This window comes from Halorubrum sp. C191, from assembly GCF_002727095.1.
Lineage (GTDB): Archaea > Halobacteriota > Halobacteria > Halobacteriales > Haloferacaceae > Halorubrum > Halorubrum ezzemoulense.
Map to the genome: position 1 here is coordinate 18,756 of NZ_NHNZ01000047.1, position 17,567 is coordinate 36,322.

A 17,567-nucleotide genomic window follows, 5' to 3' on the forward strand; every position below is an offset into this window, starting at 1 on the left:
GTCAGATTGTAAAACTTACGCTCCACAGAAACCTTACTCGTCTCCAAGCACCGCGTCCGCTGAGAGCGCGGCGAGCGGGGTCCGCCTCGCGTCTGTCGTCTCGCACACGATGTCGAGGACGCCGGCCTTCGACTCGCCCGCGTCGACGACGAGAACGGACGCGTCCGTTTCCGCGACCCGTTCGGCCGCCTGACGGGTCGCAGCCGTTGGACTGCCCTTCGCGACGTTCGCGCGACCGTCAGAAACGAGCACGACCGTCGCCGCGGCCGACCTTTTCCGTTCGATAAGCGTCGCGGCTTTATTCAGTCCGTCCGGAAGCGGCGTCCGATCCGCCGTCGGGAGCTCTTTTAGTTGACGCGCGGCCAGCGTTACGCTCGTCGTCGGCGGGAGGAGTACCTCGGCTCCGTCGCCGCCGAACGAGACTAACGCCACCTCGTCCCGCTCGGTGTACGCGTCTCGTAACAGTTCTAAGGCCACGCCCTTGGCCGCGCGCATCGCGGGGGCCATCGACGCGCTGGCGTCAGTGACGAACACCGTGAGGGTGTCGGCATCGTCCGCTCGAACCGCCCGTCGGAGGTCGGTATCGGCCGGTCGCGATCGGCCGTTCTGCGCGGCCGCCCGCACGGTTGATACCGGGTCGACTGACTCCGTCTCCTCTGCGCGTTCCGTTCGCACTGTCGGCCCGTGACCCTCGGGAGACGGCGCCGCCGCGTGTCGGCCGTCACCCTCACCCGTCGCGTCACTGCGACTCGTGGGTGACGGGACCTCCGGTGCCGCTGCGTCGGCTACTCCCGCGCGAGTGCGTCCTGGAGGGATCGGTGCGGCCTCGTCGTCACCATCGGAATCGGGCGCCTCCTCGTCCGCTCCGTCGCCGCGGTCCGCAGCCGCCGCGTTGCTCGGCGGTCGTTCGGTGCCATCGGCGTCTTCCGATCTGGAGCCATCGGGAGCGCCGGACCGATCGCGGTCGGGTCCGTCGGTATCACGGTCGTCGGAGTTTCCTCCTTCGTTCGTGTCTGAGCGACTCTCCCCACCGACCGACTCTCCGTCGGCACCGGACCCTTGATCCGGGTCGCTCCCGTCCGGGTCGGGATCCTTGGTATCCGTCCCGTCACCGTCCCCAAGCGGGTCGGTGTCGGCCTCCGGATCGCGGTCGCCCTCGGCAGTGTCGTCGCCGAAGTGATCGTCCACCACCTCTTCCGAGTCGACCGGCTCCTCGAACGGACGGCTCTGTAATCGATGACTCAAGCCGTACTCGGCGGCGTCAGCCACGTCCGACTCGATGACCTTCGGTCGTCCGTCGAGCGCGGCAAACGCCCGGGCGGCCCGAGCGATGGCGAAATCGGCGCGGTGGCCGTCGACGTCCGCGTCCCGGCAGAGCTCGGCGATGTCGCGCTTGAACTCCTCGGGAATCGCGGGTCGGCGGTCGCGGGCGTTGTGAACGCGCTCTCGGAGGCCCGCCGTCTCCGCTTCGAACTCCGCGCGGAGGTCTTGGCCGCCGTCGTCGTCGACGACTCGGTCCAGAATCTCGACGCGCTCGTCGATCTCGTCGCTTCCCGTGACGTTGACGCAGAGGTCGAAACGGTCGCGCAGCTGGGGTCGAAGCTCACCCTCCTCCGGATTCATAGTCCCGATCAGCGTGAACTCGGCGGGGTGGGCGACGCTGACACCGTCGCGCTCCACGCGGTTCGTTCCCATCGCGGCAGCGTCCAGCAGCACGTCGATCAGATGGTCCGGAAGCAGGTTGACCTCGTCGACGTAGAGGACGCCGCGGTTGGCGCGGGCAAGTAGTCCCGGGTCGAACTCGGCGTCGCCGTCGAGCGCGTCGGAGACGGAGAGCGTCCCGACCACTCGGTCGCGGGTCGCACCGAGCGGGAGCGTCACGAGCGGAGTCGGTCTCGTTTCCACCGGCGGATCCTCGCGATCGCGGCACGAGGCACACTGGTCGCTGCCGGAATAGTCGTCCGTGGTACCGGTTGCGTTTGTCGGTGGACAACCGTACGGGCAATCGGCGACGACCGTCTGTTCGGGTAATAGGTCTGCGAGCGCCCTGACGGACGTCGATTTGGCAGTCCCCTTTTCTCCCCTGAGGAGGGCACCGCTGAGACCTGGTTCGACCGCTAACGCGAGAAGAACCCGTTTGAGATCCGCTTGGCCGACGACCGCCGGCAGGGGGGTGGAAACTTTTTTCTTTGTCCCCAAATCAACCATACTTGTGTTATTACAGAGGAGGTTTAATAACTTGTGACAAAAATCGGCCTCTACACGGCGACGGAGAACGAGCTGGGAGCGGTCCAGACGGCGGCGGAGCAGCTCACGGGAATCGATCTCGTCGTTCGGTCCGACAGCGACCTCAACGAGCAACGCGACGTAGCGTCGTTCGTGGACGAGATCAGAGACGCGACCGCGGTCGTCCTCTGGCTCCACGGCGGGCAAGACAGCATGCTGGCATACGAGTTCGCGGTCGATGAGCTCCGAGACGCCGGGGTGCCGCTCGTGGTGAAAGCGACGGGCGACGCCTTCGCGCTGGAGGACACCACGGTCGCCTCGCCCGACCGGGCGATGGTCTCCGAGTACCTCGACTACGGTGGGACGGTTAACATCGCGAACGGGATGCGGTTCCTCGCTCGGGAGTACGGCGACGAAACGGTCGAGGGAGGGATCGACGGCCCGATAGAACTTCCGACAGAGGGCGTATACCACCCTGATTACCCCGGTGTAGACTACGATGAACTGAACGCGACATTTGACTCGGACGCGCCGACGGTCGGCGTCTGGTTCTATGAGTCGCACTGGACGCACGAGAACGTCCGATACGTCGACGCGCAGGTCCGCCGATTGGAAGCGCTCGGCGCGAACGTGTTGCCCGTGTTCTGTAATCCTGTTAGCGACGAGCCAAATCAAGAGGACGCGAAGTGGACCGCCGAGCACTATTTCACCGACGATGGAGACGACCCGGTCATCGACGCCGTGCTCTCATCGTTCATGTTCTCACTGTCGATGAGCGAACGCGGGCGCGACGCCGCTGACGAGGGTGCCGACGCGGAGAGCGTGTTCCTTGACAACCTCGGTGTCCCCGTGATCCAAACCGTAACCACAATGCGCTCGCGTTCCCGGTACGAGTCGAGCGATACCGGCGTGATGGGCTTCGAGCTCGCGCTCTCGGTCGCGCTCCCCGAATTTGATGGGAACGTCATCACACACCCGATCTCGGGGAAAGAGCGCACTGACGATGCCGCAGGCATCGGCTCCGCACCCAAACAGCACTTCCCGATCGAAGATCGCGTCGACCACGCTGCGTGGCTTGCGGTCAACTGGGCGAAGCTCCGGCACACGCCGAATAGGGACAAGAAGGTCGCGGTCGTGCTCCACAACTACCCGCCGAGCGACGACGGGATCGGGACTGCGTTCGGACTCGATTCACCCGAATCGACCGTCAACCTGCTAGAGGAGCTGAACGGTCGCGGCTACGACCTCGGGTCGAAAGGCACGGACGAGAGGGGAGACACCTCGATCGCCGACGGGGAGGAACTCATCAACGCGCTCACGAGCCAGCTCACGCTCGACGACCGGTGGGTCGCGCCGGGAGACGTGCGCGACCGCAGCGTCGACACCGTGTCGCCCGCACAGTACGCTGAGTGGTTCGACGCGGCGAGCGACCGGTTCCGCGACGGCGTCCTCGACGAGTGGGGCGAGTCGCCCGATCGGCCCTTCGCGATCCCCGGCGTCGAGTTCGGCAACGTCCTCGTCACGGTCCAACCCCCGCGCGGGTTTGGGATGGACCCGGAGAAGGTGTACCACGACTCCGACCTCTGGCCCCCGCACGACTACGTCGCCTTCTACGGGTGGCTCCGGAACGAGTTCGACGCCGACGCCGTCGTCCACCTCGGCACGCACGGCTCGCTGGAGTGGCTGCCGGGCAAGACGGTCGGGCTTGGCTCCGGCTCCGCGCCGGACGGCCTGATCGACGACCTCCCGAACGTCTACCCGTACATCGTGAACAACCCCGGCGAGGGGACGCAGGCGAAGCGCCGCTCGTACGCTGCCGTTGTGGACTACCTAACCCCGGTGATGCGTCGCGCCGGGAGCTACGACGAGCTGGCCGAGTTGGAAGACCTCGCCCGCCGGTACCGCGAGGCAGGCGGCACCGAGGTCCGTACCGACGAGGGCGCTCGACTCGGCGACCTCATCCGCGAGACGGTCGACGATCTCGACCTCGCCGTCGAACTCGGGATCGCCGGCGAAGTCGACAAGCAAGCAGATGTCCGCGGGCCGGACGAGGCCGGCACGACGCTCGCGGACGGCGAGGTCGCGGGCGACAAGGTCTCCGTCGAGGAGCTCGTCGAGCGGGTCCACGCGTACCTGACCGACGTGAAGAACACCCAGATCCGGCTGGGCCTTCACACGATGGGCGAGCCGCCGGTCGACGACCGCCTCGTGGAGTACCTCGTCGCGCTCACCCGGCTGGAGAACCCTGGCGGACCGAGCCTCCGCGAGTCGGTCGCCGGCGTGCTCGGCGTCGATTACGAGCGGATGCTCGACGCCCCGGGCGAGTACGACGAGACGCTGGGCATGACCTACAGTGAGGCCGCAGACGAGGTGTACGAGACCAGCAAGGAGCTCGTCCGGACGCTGGCCGCCCACGACTTCGACGTGCCCGAGTCGGAATCAGACGCCGGCGCGGACGACGGGACGACGATCAATCTGCTGATCGTCGGTATCGACCCGCTTGGCGACGCCCGCGTTCAGGGGGGTGCCCACGGCGATCTCCGGGACGCGCTCCGGTTCATCGCCGAGAAAGCCGCGCCTCGCGTTCGCGGTGCCGAAGCGGAGATCCCGCGCACGGCCGACGCGCTGGCCGGCGAGTACGTTCCGTCGGGCGGCTCCGGGGCGCCCACTCGCGGGGGCGTCGACCTGCTTCCCACCGGCCGGAACTTCTACACCCTCGACCCGCGGAAGGTGCCCGCCAAGGCCGCATGGGATGTCGGTCACGAGATCGCCGCCGACACGCTCACCCGCCACCGCGACGAGGAGGGCGAGTACCCCGAGGAGATCGGCGTCGTGGCGTGGGGGACGCCGACCGTCCGGACCCGAGGCGAGACGATCGCGCAGGTGCTGGCGACGATGGGGGTCAAACCAGTCTGGACCGACGCGGGGCGGATCGACGACGTGGAGCCGATCCCGCTCGACGAGTTAGACCGCCCCCGCGTCGACGCCACGACCCGCGTCTCCGGCCTGTTCAGGGACGCGTTCCCGCAGGCCGCAAGCGTGATCCACGACGCGGTCGACGCGGTGGTCGCCCTGGACGAGCCGCACGAGATGAACTACGTGAAAAAGCACGTCGAGGAGGAGGCCGAGGAACTCGCCGCCGACGGCCACGACGATCCCGAGACGGCCGCGAAACACCGCGTGTTCACGACGCGTCCAGGCGGCTACGGCGCGGGAACCAACAAGGCCGTCGACGAGGGGAACTGGGACGACGCCGCGGACCTAGCCGAGGTGTACGTCCAGTGGGGCGGCTACGCGCTCGGCTCTCGCGGCACCGCCTCCGCGGCACACGACGCGTTCGAGCGTCGGCTCGGCAACGTCGAGGCGACGGTGAAGATCGAGGACACGATGGAGCAGGACGAGTTCGACTCCTCGGACTGGTACGCGTTCCACGGCGGGTTCATCACCGCCGTCACCGAGGTGGCCGGCGAGGAACCGGCGTCGTACGTGGGCGACTCCTCTGACCCCGACAACGTCGATGTCTACACGAACGAGGAGAAAGTCCGGAAGGCCATGCGCGCGCGGGTTCTCAACCCCGACTGGCTCGACTCGATGGAGGATCACGGCTACAAAGGCGCCGGCGACCTCTCGAAGACGGTCGACGTGGCGCTCGGGTGGGACGCGACGACCGGCGTCGTCTCCGACCGCCTCTGGCGGGACGTCGCCGAGAAGTACGCCCTCGACGACGACCGGGCCGACTGGATGCGGGACGTCAACCCGTGGGCGCTGGAGTCGATCACGGACACGCTCTTAGAGGTGATCGAGCGCGGGCTCTGGGACGCCGACGCCGAGACGGTCGATGAACTTCGGGACCGCAACCTCAGCGTCGACGGCGACATTGAGGAGCGCGCCTCGCGCGACCCGACGGAGGTGACCGCCGATGACGACTGATGGCGGAGCGGAGGGGGGCGGCGACGGGACCGCCGCCTACGCCGACCTCGGCGCGACGACCGAGGATGCGATGGAAATCGCCGAGACGAGCATGGACCGCGTCCACGAGTTAGTCCCACAGGAGACGCCGACAGACCGCCTACGTGCGAAGGCCGTCCACGCCACCGGCGACCCCGAATTCGCGCACCTGATGCGGTTCGCGAACGACCCGGTCGCAGTCGGCGCGGAGGCCGTGCTCGACGAGCGACCGATCGTGACCGACATCACGATGGTCAAGTCGGGAATCACGGGACGCGGCCACGACTGCGAAGTCAGGAAGGCGATCGGGAACGGCGCGGAACTCGCGGCGGAGACCGGGATGACCCGGACCGCGGCGAGCGTGCTCGAACTCGACGAACGCGGCGTCTACGACGACGCGATAGCCGTCGTCGGCAACGCGCCGACCGCTGCGCTCGCGCTCGCCGACTGCATCGAACAGGGGACGCGGCCGGCGGTCGTCGTCGCGACGCCGGTCGGGTTCGTGAAGGCCGCCGAGAGCCGGGAGCGAGTCCGCGAGGTGGCAGCGGAACACGGCGTCGCCGCGGTCACGAACGTCGGTCGACGCGGCGGGTCCGGGGTGGCCGCCGGGCTTACGAACGAGCTCGTCCACGCCGCCAGCGACGTCCGAAACGGCGAGACGACGCTCGACGCACTTCGAGAGGAGAGCCCGTGACGGACGAGTACGACCTCGATTCCGGCCCGGACCCGGCGGCGTACGCCGCGGACCGTCCAGAGGACGGGGTGACCGAGTCGGTGATGACCGTCCACGCCGTCGGAATCGGGCCCGGAAACCCAGACTACCTCGTGCCGAGGAGCGAGCGCGCGATCCGGGAGGCAGACGTCGTCGTCGGGTTCGAGACGGTCGTCGAGTTCGTCCGCGATCGCACCGACGCGGAGTGTCTGACGTGCGGGTATCGCGACGAGGCGGACGCGCTGGCGACGTTCGCCGATCGCGTGGCCGGCGGGGAGCGGGGCACTGCGGTCCTGATGGGCGATCCGAACCACTCCGGCTACCAGTTCGTCGGGAAGGTCGGGCGAGCGGTCGACGACGCGACCGGCGGCTCGGTCGACGTGCGCGTCGTCCCGGGAATTTCCTCGCTACAGGTCGCGGCCAGTCGGGCGCGCACGCCGATGGAGAACGCGACCTTCGTCACGCTCCACAAGAGCGGCGACCTCTCCGAGGGCATGGACCGGCTGCGCCGCGACGTCGGGAAGCGTCACCTGCTCGTGTTGCCCCGTCCCTTTGACCGGATGCCCGGCGATGTCGCCGCTGACCTGCTTGAACACGGCGGCGACCCGGACGCGGAGGCGCTCGTCTGCGAGCGACTCACCCACGACGACGAACGCATCACCCGAACGACTCTTCGCGGTCTCGCCGGGCACGCGGGCGGTGACAAACCGGGCGATTCGCCGTTCTCCGACCTATCCGTGCTGGTCGTTCGGCGGTAGCAAAACGAACCGACGGAACCGGGCCGGCTCGCGGTCGGCCCTAGCCAGTTTCAACTGAAGCGGTAACGCGGAGTCCCCTTCCTCAAGAAGCGACCGGAGGGATCGAGTAGGGAGGGGAAGAGCGCGTTTGTGTTGGTCGCAAACACCAATTTATGAGTAGCCTATTGATTACATTGAAGACGTGGGAGACGACTACGTACATCGGACGGCAATCACTTGTCTTGAGGTAACGGACGAGCAACGCGACCTTCTCGAAGAGACCATCTCCGAGTGGAAGCGTGGATGCCAACTCGCCACGGACATGGCGTGGGGCAAATACAACGCGAAAAGCGACGTACAGCCCCTCGCATACAACGACGTGCGCGAATGCACCGACCTCGGAAGTCAGCACGCGATTCTCGCCACCCACCAAGCCGCCAAAGCCATCACCGGCTGTATCGAACGGAAGGCGAAAGACAAGAAGGTGAGTAAGCCCACCTTCACCGCACCCACGGTGAAATACGACACCCGGACCATGACGGTATTTGATGATGATACGGTGTCGCTCTCCACCACAGAGAGTCGCGTCCGGTGCGACCTCGCCCTCCCCGACGCCGACAATGGCTACCAACGGCAGTACCTCGACTCCGACAACTGGAGCGTCATGGAAAGCACGCTCACCGTCCGTGACGGCGATTACCTCTTACATATCGGCTTCCGCCGACCCAAGACCGACACAGAACGGAACACCGCCGAGGACGGGACGGTCCTCGGGGTTGACCTCGGCATCGAAAACCTCGCCGTCACAAGCACCGCCTCCTTCTTCAGCGGGCGGGAGTTAACCCACGATCTCCGCGAGTTCGAGAAGGTACGCGCCGGACTCCAACAGACTGGGACGAGGAGTGCCCATCGGACGCTCGAACAATCGAGCAGCCGAGAACTTCGCTACGTCCGCGACGTACTTCACCGAGCGTCGAACGCTATCGTAGACGAAGCACTTCGGTATAAGTGCGACGTGATAGCCTTCGAGAACCTAACCCACATCCGCGACCGCACGGGGGCCTCGTGGGGTCACAGGTGGGCGTTCCGAACACTGTACGAGCAAGTGGAGTACAAGGCTGAAACGGAAGGGATCTCGGTGAAGCAAGTCGGGTCGGCACACACGTCAAAGCGGTGCGCCGAGTGTGGATTCACGGCAGACGAGAATCGCTCGACTCGCACCAATTTCCGGTGCGTGAAGTGTGAGTTGGAAACGAACGCAGACTACAACGTGGCGAAGAACATCGGGATGCGGTATGTCCGCCGGGGCCAACAGTCGTCTCGGCGGACGGGCGACAGTCAACTCGCCCTCAAGTCTGGAACGGTGACGCCAAGTGGCGGATTCACCGCCTACCCGGACAGGTTTGAGGCTGAGCTCACGGACAAGCCCCTCTCCCAACGAGCGAACCCATCAGGGTGAGCGAAGTAGGGTGGGGTTGTTGACGAGAGCAAAGAGGGGAAGCGAGTTAGTTTCGTCCGCTCCCGTCGGTAGCCACGGGTTCAGCGTCGGCAACGAGGTCGGGACTCGGCGTCGAGAGCTTGGAGTTTGCGCGGGCGCGCTCGACCGCGACGGCGATCGCATCGGCGACGACGTCGTCCGCCCCGAATGGGTCGGCGTAGTCGATCCCGCCCCGATGTAACTCGAGCTGTTCGGGAATCCGGTCTCGGGTCGCCTCACCATTTCCGACGAACAGCGGACACGCCACCGCGTGGTCGGCATCGAGCGTGTACCGCGCGCACTCGACGGCCGGACTCTGGAGGAGATACGCGGTTCGGACCTCGTCGAACTCCGCGCGCAGACGGGCCGCATGGGATGCGGCGACGGTCTGCGCGTGGTCGTCGCGGCTGTTCCCGAGGGCGACGAGCAAGAGAGCGTCGGCGTCGCTCGCCGCTTCGGCTTGGCTCCGAATCGCTTCGGTCACCGCTTGACGCCTCCCAATCGGGTCGCAGTATCGCACCTCTCCGGAAAGCCGGTTCAACGCTCTGGGAACGTCTTTCAGCGTCTCGTGGGTGTGTGCGAAACACAGCGGAACCGCGTAGACTCGATCACCACGAACGTCCGATAGACCCTCTCTGAGCTCCGATTCCGGCTCTACCTCGTACGTCGCAGTCGTGACCGTGTCGACGAGACCAGCCTGTCGTAACCGATCGGCGTGCTGCTCCGCGACCGAACGCACCTCGTTCCGCCCGACGAGGACTAGTGTTTCTCGTGGCATGTGTACAAATATTGTTGGTCTACTACAATTGGACTTGATACAGTGGTAACGCGCATCAAGTAAATAACTTATCCACGTGTCTCCGGCAGCGGTCGGATGGGCCGACTCCGCGCACAGGAGATCCCCGGTTTAATTCTCTAATAGAGTAGCAGCGTTTCCACCGAGTCAACACAGCATTCATGGCCGCCCCCAAGGGTGGACGGGTTATCGGAGTGGGCCTCGTTTACACGCCGACAAGCAGTATCGACGCCCCGACTGCAGTCCCCGCCCAGCCCGCGCCGACCCAAGTCAACACGGCGAACGCCTGTCGCGCGCCCTCGCGGCTCCACGCGGATTCGCCTCCGAGATGGCTTTGAACCGCCGACATCGAGTCGCCGAACCCGACCGCGCCGCCCCACGTCGCGACGCCGAAGCCGAACAGCAACACCCCGAGTGCGAACGAGGTATCGGTCGCTCGCCGCGCCTCGACGAACGGGAAGAGCGTGCCCGCGACGACGAGCCCGAGGAGGCTGCCGATGCCGACCCACCACGCGACCGTCCGTCCAGACGGCCGTCCGTCGCGGTCAGTCAACGGTCTCTCGCATCCGGGGGTCGAGCGCGTCGCGCATCCCGTCACCGAGGAGGTTGAATCCGAGCACCGTCAGCGCGAGCAGCAGGCCGGGGAAGAAGGACCACCACCACGCCCCGGAGAACAGCCCGAACTCGACACCGTTCGAAAGCATCATGCCCCACGTCGGTTCCCCTGGACTGGCACCGAAGCCAAGGAACGACAGCGCGGCGATGTCGATGATCGCGAGCCCGTAATTGAGTGTCGACTGGACCGTTATCGGCGCGAGGCAGTTCGGGAGGACGTGACGAACGAGCAGCCGCGGGTCCGTCGCGCCCAGCGCCCGCGTGGCGTCGGTGTACTCGTCTTCGAGCACCTTCAGCGCGGCCCCGCGGACGACGCGGGCGAACCGGGGCGTGTAGACGAGCGTCAGCGCCCCGACGGCCCGCCACAGGCCCAGCTCCTCCGGGAAGATGGTGACGAGCGCGAGCGCTAAGAGTAGCGACGGGAACGACAGCAGGACGTCCATCGTCCGCATGATGACGTTGTCGGTCAGATCACCGTAGTACGCGGCGACGATCCCCAGACTCACCCCGAGGAACGTCGACGCGACGACGGTGACCGTTCCGTAGAGGACCGCGTACCAGGCCCCGTACATCACGCGTGGGAAGATGTCGCGGGCCTGCCCGTCCGTGCCGAAGAGGTACTCCGAGCTGGGCGGGGATTCAGCGGGATTCGTCCCGAACTGGGTCGCCATGAGCTCGCTGAGGTCGTAGGTGATCCGCGCGTAGACCGCGATCAGGACGACGCTCACGATGATGATGATCCCGGTGATCGCGAGTCGGTTCGAGGAGAGCTGCGAGAGGAACGGGCTCGCGCGCAGCCGCTCGACGATGCTTCGGTCGACGGCGCCGGTCTGTGTCTCTGTACTCATTGTTCGATACGTGGATCAAGGACCGAGTAGGTGAGGTCAACGCCCAAGTTAACGAGCGTGTACAATACGGCGAAGACGAGGACGGTACCCTGGACGACGGGGTAGTCGCTACGGTTGATCGCGTCGACGAGCAGCGTACCGATGCCGTTGATCTCGAAGACAGTCTCCGTGAGCACCGCGCCGCCGAGCAGCGATCCGAACTGGATGCCAACTACGGTGATGACGGGAATAAAAGCGTTGCGGAGGCCGTGTTTCATGACGGTGATCTTCGAGCCCTGTCCCTTCGCGCGCGCGGTTCGCATGTAGTCTTGGCGGATCACCTCGACCATCGACGAGCGCATCATCCGCGAGAGCAGCGCCATCTGATAGATCCCGAGCACCACCACCGGCAAGAGGAGGTGAACGACCGCGGACTGGAACGCTGCGACGTTCCCCGCCAATAGCGTGTCGACGAGAATAAGCCCCGTGACCGGTTCGACGAAGTACTCGGAGCCGATTCGACCGCTGGTCGGGAGAAGCCCGAGGAACTGCGCGAAGAGCAGGATGAGCAGCGGACCGCTCCAGTAGATCGGGACGCTGATCCCGCTCAGCGCGCCAATGCGTGTGAGATGATCAGTCCACGTGTCCTGTTTGACCGCGCTGAGAATACCCAGCGGGAGCCCGAACAGGAGGCCGGCGAACTGTCCGAGCAACGCGAGTTCGATCGTGATCGGGAGGCGATCCGCGAGGATCTGGCTCACCGCCGCGCCTCGGTTCACCTGATAAGACTGGCCGAAGTCGAACGTCGCCACCTCGCCGAGGAAGCGAACGTACTGCTGCCAGAGCGGGTCGTCGAGCCCCAAGTCCGAGCGGACCTGATTGACGAACTCCTGGCTCGCTCGGTCGCCGGCGATGACCACGGCGGGATCGCCCGGCGAGAGGTGGAGAATAGCGAAGACCACCGTCGCGACCCCGAACAGCACGGGGAACAGCATGAGCAGCCGTTTGAAGACGAAGCGTTTGGAGACCATTCAGAGAAATGGGCGCGTGGGACGGTCAAAAAGTCTGCGTTCGGCGCTAGTTACTCGAGCTCGACCTGTTCGAGGAACGGCCCGCCGATCGCGGCGACGCTGTAGTTATTCACGCTGTTGGACACGCCGCGGACCTCGTCGGCGTAGTCGAGGAACACCCACGGCGCCTCGTCGTGCGCGATCTGGGCGGCCTCTTGATACAGCTCGGCGCGGTCTTCTTGATTCGTGGTCCGCTGGGCTTCTTCGACGACGCTCATGTACTCGCTGTTAGCCCACGCGGCGTTGTTCGAGGTGTTGAACCCCTCGGTGTCCCAGGAGACCCAGTCCTGCCCCTCCGGCACGTCGGTCTGCGGGTGGAGGAGGACGTAACAAAAGTTGTCGGGGTCTGCGTTGTCGGTGTACCAACCGGCAAGCGTCGCGTCGTGGCTCCCCTGGCTGGTGTACGTGAGGTAGTCGGAGAACTGCCGGTCATCGATCGACACCTCGATGCCGACCTCGGCGAGGTTCGAACGGATCGTTTGCGCGGTCGGCAGCGGCGCCGGGTTGTACCCGCGGGGGTTCTGGAAAGTCGTCAGCGAGAACGAGAAACCGTCGCCGTAGCCGGCCTCATCGAGGAGGCTCTGCGCCTGTTCGGGGTCGTACTCGTAGGGGCTGATGTCGTCGTTGTGCCCGAACAGCGCGGGCGGGATCGGCTGGTCGGCCTGCGTGGCGATCCCGGAGTAGATGTTCTCGACGATCGCCTGGGTGTCGATGGCGTAGCTGATCGCGCGGCGGACTCGGCGGTCGCGGAACGCTTCAACCCGCGAGAGGTTGAACGCCATGTAACCGATGTTGATCCCCGTCGCCGTTCGGGTTTCCGCGGTGTCTGACCCGTCGACGATCTGCATGCTGTCAGGGTCGAGCCCGTCGATGATGTCGAGCTCTTCCTCGACGAGCGCCTGCGCACGCGTGGAGTTCTGCCCGCGGGTGAGGAATAGCACCCGGTCGACGTTCGGGGCCTCGCCCCAGTAGTCGTCGAAGGTGGTGAGCCGGATGCGGTTGTTGGCGTCGTCGAGGGTCTCGAGCTGGAACGGACCGGTTCCGACCATCTCCTCTCCGAGGTTCGTGTCGCCCTCGATCGCGTCCTGCGAGATGACGACGGCCGCGAACATCGCGAGGTTGCGGAGGAACGGCGCGTACGTCTGGGTCAGCGTGATCGAGAGTTCGTAGTCGCCCGGGGCCTCGATACTGTCGATCCAGTTGCCGAGGGTGAACGGCCCATAAACGGAGGAGTCCGCGAAGTGGTACTCGTAGTCGTCGTCGACAAACCGTCGGTACGTGGCGATGAAGTCGTCGGCGGTGAACTCCGACCCGTCGTGGAAGCTCACCCCCTCTCGTAGCGTGAGCGTCACCGAGTCGCCGTCAAGCGACCAGTCGGTGGCGAGCGACTCGACGAGCGACGCTTCGCCCGGTTGGAAGGCGATCAGCCCCTCGTACGCCTGATTGGTGACCTTCGCGACCTCACCGCTGGTCGTGTTCTGCGGGTCGAGGGTACTGGAGTGAGCACCGCGGCCGTAGCGGAGCGAGGTCGTGTCGTCGCCGCTGTTGCCGTCGCCGCCGTCGCTACCGTTGCCGCCGTCGCCGCCGCCGCCACCGTCGCCACCGTCGCCACCGTCGCCGCCACACCCGGCAAGAGAGGCGACCGATGCCGTCGCTACCGTCGCGCCGCCCGCTCGTTGTAAGAAGCTGCGTCGTGACGTACCTGTGGTATCAGGACACATACATGGGCATATATGAGCTAGGTAAATAATTCTGGTGGAGCGACAGGACAAAAGCGCGTCATAAGCTCCGGCTGAGTGGTCCTGTAGTCACTTGTCAACAGGTCACTCGTCGTATAGGTGGCACGCAGCGGGATGACCGCTCTCACCGAGTTCGGGGTTGTCTCGTTCACAGACGCTCTCGAACGTCCCGCGGAGTGTGGCCTCTGCCTGGTCCCACCGGTCGTGTTTGATCTGTTCGAAGGACTCGGCCACGACCGCTCGCGCCTCCCCCGAGAGCGGACCGTCGAAGAAGTACTTGAAAAGCGTCAGATGTTCGCCGCCGTCGGCGACGGCGGTCCGCGCCGGCTCGTCTTCGATTCGGACCTCCGACTCGATGGCATCGAGGTCGATGTCTCTCGCTTCTAATCGCTGTCGGTAGAACATTACCTCGCGATAGCGCTCCTGGTTGATGTCTAGGTTTTCCGGCGGGATGACCGATGGACAGCGGGTGCGGAACCGACAGCCGGAGGGTGGGTTGATCGGTGACGGAACATCCCCTTTGAGGATCGTTCGATCGTCTGTGTCGGCGAGGGGGTCGGGCTCCGGGATCGCGGACAGGAGCGCTCTGGTGTATGGGTGTTTCGGCGTCTCGAACAGTTCGTCCGTCTCGGCGACCTCAACTATCTCACCAAGGTACATCACCGCCACCCGGTCGGAGATGTGGCGGACGACGCTCAGGTCGTGGGCGATGAACAGGAAGGTGAGCCCGAACTCCTCTTGGAGGTCCTCCAGCAGGTTAATGATCTGCGCCTGAACGGACACATCGAGTGCCGACACCGGCTCGTCGGCGACGATGAAGTCGGGATCCACCGCTAGAGATCGCGCGATGCCGACCCGCTGACGCTGACCGCCGGAAAGCTCGTGTGGGTATCGGCCGAACTGGCCGCGCTCTAACCCGACCGCGTCCATCAGCTCGAAGACGCGCTCGCGGTGGCGTCCCTCGGCGAGGCCGTGAATCTTCAGCGGTTCCATGATCGTCTGGCCGGCTGTCATCCGCGGGTCGAGGCTCGACATCGGATCTTGGAACACCATCTGCATGTCTTTCCGGCGCTTACGGAGATCCGATTTCGAGAGCGATCCGAGGTCCTCACCAGCGAACACGACCCTCCCGTCGGTTGGCGGGTCCAGGTGGAGGATCGCTTGTCCCGCTGTGGACTTCCCGCAACCGGACTCGCCGACGAGTCCCAGCGTCTCCCGCTCGTGGACGTCGAGATCGATCCCGTCGACAGCCCTGACGCTCGAGTCACCCCCGCCGAACATCCGGTCGAGCGCGCCATCCTCCTGTTGGTAGTACTTCCGCATCTCGCGGACCTCGACAAGCGGGTCGCCGATGGCAGATCTGGAACCAGCGGCGGGTTCGTCGGTCCCGTACATATCTTTATCAAACTCGTCGTGGACGCATTTCGACCGGTGGTCGACATCGTCCGGGCCGTGCTGGAGATATGGAATCTCCCCCTCGCGGCACTGGGGCTCGGCCCAGGGACAGCGCGGCGCGAAATGGCACCCGTCGGGCATGCTGATCAGGTCAGGGACGTTTCCCTCAATCGGTGTCAGTCGCTCTTTTTCTTCGGTGGGGATCGATTCGAGCAGCGTGTAGGTGTAGGGATGGCTGGGATTGGAGAAGATCTCTTCTACGGGGCCTTCCTCGACAATCTCGCCGGCGTACATTACGGCCACGCGGTCACAGGTTTCGGCCACGACGCCGAGGTCGTGGGTGATCATCAAGACTGACATCCCGAACTCTTCCTGTAGGTCGTCGATCAGATCGAGGATCTGCGCCTGAATCGTCACGTCGAGTGCGGTCGTCGGTTCGTCGGCGATGAGGAGGTTCGGCCGGCAGGCTAGGGCGATAGCGACGAGCACGCGCTGGCGCATCCCTCCGGAGAACTCGTGTGGATAGTCTTCCAAGCGCTGTTTCGCTTCCGGAATGCCGACCGCCTGAAGCATCCTGACAACTTCGTCCATCACCTCTTCTTCACCCTCTCGACCTCCGAGTTTCGGGAGAATTTCGCGGACCCCATTGAGCCACGAGTCGTGTTTTTGACCGCCGTACCGGTGGAGCCGCAGGGACTCGGCGATCTGCTCGCCGACGGTGACCGCCGGGTTGAGAGAGGTCATCGGGTCTTGGAAGATCATCCCCATCTCGCCGCCGCGGATCCGGCGGACGGCCGCCTCGGGGGCTGCCGTCACGTCGATGATTCCTTCGTCGATATCAACGTCGGTCGGCTTCGCGCCGGCGCGGATCCGCTCTCGGGCGTCGGCATCGAGGAACACGAAGCCGTCGACGGCGTCAGCGAGTGCGGCCTCAAGGTCGTCACCGACGGTCTTCGGGTCGGCGTCGGTTTTGAGACGCTCTGCGGCAGTTCTGAGGTGGCTCGTAAGGTCGTTTGGGTCCTCTTCGGCGACGATGTCATCGACCATTCCGCGAAGCTCAGCAGGGGTGTCGGGAACGCGCCGTCCGGCGCGAAGCCCGCTGCTCACAGCCGCGATCGCATCGATCAGCCCGGACGGGTACGGAACGTACGCATCGTCGAACTCGTCGAGGAGGGAGGCTGCGAGCGCCGGATCCTCAAGGGTGATCCGGCCACCGACGATGTCGCCGGGGTCGTCGACGAGGTCCATCGCAGAGAGAGCGGTGACACTCTTTCCGGAACCCGACTCACCCACGAGGCCGACGGTCTCTCCGTGCTCAATCGAGAGGTCAATACCGTCAACGGCCTTGACCGCGCCTCGTTCGGTTCTGAACTCAGTTTGGAGCGCGGAAAGCGAGAGCAGATCGGTCACTACCGGCGGTAGTGAGCCTCACGGAGATATATCTTGGGGACAGTGAAATCATTTATACGGCTACCCCAGCGTCTGCTGGTATGAACGAACCCGCAGGCGGCGACGTGCCCACGAACGTACAGGCGGAAGATGGATGGTCCGCCGTCATCGAGGACATGGAAGCGACTGCGACGAAGTACCGAGAGCGCGGGTGGACAGCGCTCGAACTCCATCCCGGCGATTCAGTCTTGGTCGACTCGGACCGTCGGACCGGCCTTGACGTCGTCCTCCCCGGCTCGGAGTTCGAGGAGCTAGAGTCGCTTGTCGACGACCGACAATTTCGAGACGTCGAGGTGTTCCGGGCGGAGGGAAACGAACTGGTCTACGTGCTGGTCGTCGAAATCGCGCCCGAGAGCGAAACGGCTGTCTTCGTCCCCGCGTACTACGATCCAAGTCAGGCGGCGGAGAAACTCGAATCGATCAGAGAGGCGGGGGCCGTGCGCCTATTCTGCCGTCGATTGAACGACGACGCAGTCCGGTTCGTCCATGACGATCCGACGCCGTTTCTCCCGGACCCTGTCGAGTGATCGGCCTCCCTTGACATCCTCCTCCGCCTGTAGTGCCTAGTGAAAGTTA

Annotated in this window: 12 protein-coding genes; 5 read left to right on the plus strand and 7 right to left on the minus strand. The window is 65.3% G+C overall.

The window, feature by feature from the left end; all coding sequences use genetic code 11:
* Positions 1-33 precede the first annotated feature (33 nt).
* Positions 34-2,208 carry a VWA domain-containing protein gene (locus tag Z052_RS03690; RefSeq protein WP_099288843.1) on the minus strand — a complete coding sequence of 725 codons (2,175 nt, stop codon included), beginning with the start codon at positions 2,206-2,208 and terminating at the stop codon, positions 34-36.
* A 33-nt stretch (positions 2,209-2,241) separates the two neighbouring features.
* Here Z052_RS03690 and cobN point away from each other — a divergent pair, with 33 nt between their 5' ends.
* From cobN to Z052_RS03710, 4 genes are all read left to right on the plus strand, one after another.
* Positions 2,242-6,156, plus strand: coding sequence for a cobaltochelatase subunit CobN (gene cobN / locus Z052_RS03695; RefSeq protein WP_099288844.1), 3,915 nt, complete (start codon positions 2,242-2,244; stop codon positions 6,154-6,156).
* Positions 6,146-6,868, plus strand: a complete 723-nt coding sequence (locus Z052_RS03700) for a precorrin-8X methylmutase (RefSeq protein WP_049932982.1) — start codon at positions 6,146-6,148, stop codon at positions 6,866-6,868. Before cobN ends, Z052_RS03700 begins: the two co-directional genes overlap by 11 nt.
* Positions 6,865-7,644: a cobalt-precorrin-7 (C(5))-methyltransferase gene (locus tag Z052_RS03705; RefSeq protein ID WP_094579574.1), complete on the plus strand. Its 780-nt coding sequence runs from the start codon at positions 6,865-6,867 to the stop codon at positions 7,642-7,644. Before Z052_RS03700 ends, Z052_RS03705 begins: the two co-directional genes overlap by 4 nt.
* Positions 7,645-7,825: 181 nt before the next feature.
* Positions 7,826-9,082, plus strand: a complete 1,257-nt coding sequence (locus tag Z052_RS03710; protein WP_099288845.1) for an RNA-guided endonuclease TnpB family protein — start codon at positions 7,826-7,828, stop codon at positions 9,080-9,082.
* Between the two features lie 46 nt (positions 9,083-9,128).
* Here the strand turns inward: Z052_RS03710 and Z052_RS21200 are convergent, their stop codons facing one another.
* The 6 genes from Z052_RS21200 to Z052_RS03740 all read right to left on the minus strand — a co-directional run bounded on the left by Z052_RS21200 (position 9,129) and on the right by Z052_RS03740 (position 16,952).
* The gene (locus tag Z052_RS21200) at positions 9,129-9,878 is read right to left on the minus strand and encodes a CbiX/SirB N-terminal domain-containing protein (RefSeq protein WP_049932980.1); all 750 of its coding nucleotides are present in this window, start codon (positions 9,876-9,878) and stop codon (positions 9,129-9,131) included.
* A 223-nt stretch (positions 9,879-10,101) separates the two neighbouring features.
* Entirely contained in the window at positions 10,102-10,449 is a 348-nt protein-coding gene (locus Z052_RS03720) for a hypothetical protein (protein WP_049932979.1), read from the minus strand.
* The gene (locus tag Z052_RS03725; RefSeq protein WP_049932978.1) at positions 10,442-11,359 is read right to left on the minus strand and encodes an ABC transporter permease; all 918 of its coding nucleotides are present in this window, start codon (positions 11,357-11,359) and stop codon (positions 10,442-10,444) included. The genes Z052_RS03720 and Z052_RS03725 overlap by 8 nt, the downstream gene beginning before the upstream one ends.
* Positions 11,356-12,369 carry an ABC transporter permease gene (locus Z052_RS03730; protein WP_049932977.1) on the minus strand — a complete coding sequence of 338 codons (1,014 nt, stop codon included), beginning with the start codon at positions 12,367-12,369 and terminating at the stop codon, positions 11,356-11,358. Before Z052_RS03730 ends, Z052_RS03725 begins: the two co-directional genes overlap by 4 nt.
* Before the next feature lie 50 nt (positions 12,370-12,419).
* The gene (locus Z052_RS03735; protein WP_099288846.1) at positions 12,420-14,129 is read right to left on the minus strand and encodes an ABC transporter substrate-binding protein; all 1,710 of its coding nucleotides are present in this window, start codon (positions 14,127-14,129) and stop codon (positions 12,420-12,422) included.
* 102 nt (positions 14,130-14,231) lie between these two features.
* Positions 14,232-16,952 (minus strand): ABC transporter ATP-binding protein, encoded by a 2,721-nt coding sequence (locus Z052_RS03740; protein WP_099288847.1) that lies wholly within the window; start codon positions 16,950-16,952, stop codon positions 14,232-14,234.
* Positions 16,953-17,032: 80 nt separating this feature from the next.
* On the opposite strand from Z052_RS03740, the gene Z052_RS03745 reads away from it, so the two are divergent.
* Complete coding sequence (locus tag Z052_RS03745) at positions 17,033-17,518, plus strand: hypothetical protein (protein WP_049932974.1); 486 nt, start codon at positions 17,033-17,035, stop codon at positions 17,516-17,518.
* The last annotated feature ends 49 nt before the right edge of the window (positions 17,519-17,567 follow it).

Coding starts and splice junctions, on each gene's coding strand:
- Z052_RS03700 (WP_049932982.1), top strand. CDS start 6,146: ATGACGACTGATGGCGGAGCGGAGGGGGGCGGCGACGGGACCGCCGCC.
- Z052_RS21200 (WP_049932980.1), bottom strand. CDS start 9,878: ATGCCACGAGAAACACTAGTCCTCGTCGGGCGGAACGAGGTGCGTTCG.
- Z052_RS03735 (WP_099288846.1), bottom strand. CDS start 14,129: ATGTGTCCTGATACCACAGGTACGTCACGACGCAGCTTCTTACAACGA.
- Z052_RS03690 (WP_099288843.1), bottom strand. CDS start 2,208: ATGGTTGATTTGGGGACAAAGAAAAAAGTTTCCACCCCCCTGCCGGCG.
- Z052_RS03725 (WP_049932978.1), bottom strand. CDS start 11,359: ATGAGTACAGAGACACAGACCGGCGCCGTCGACCGAAGCATCGTCGAG.
- Z052_RS03730 (WP_049932977.1), bottom strand. CDS start 12,369: ATGGTCTCCAAACGCTTCGTCTTCAAACGGCTGCTCATGCTGTTCCCC.
- Z052_RS03745 (WP_049932974.1), top strand. CDS start 17,033: ATGAACGAACCCGCAGGCGGCGACGTGCCCACGAACGTACAGGCGGAA.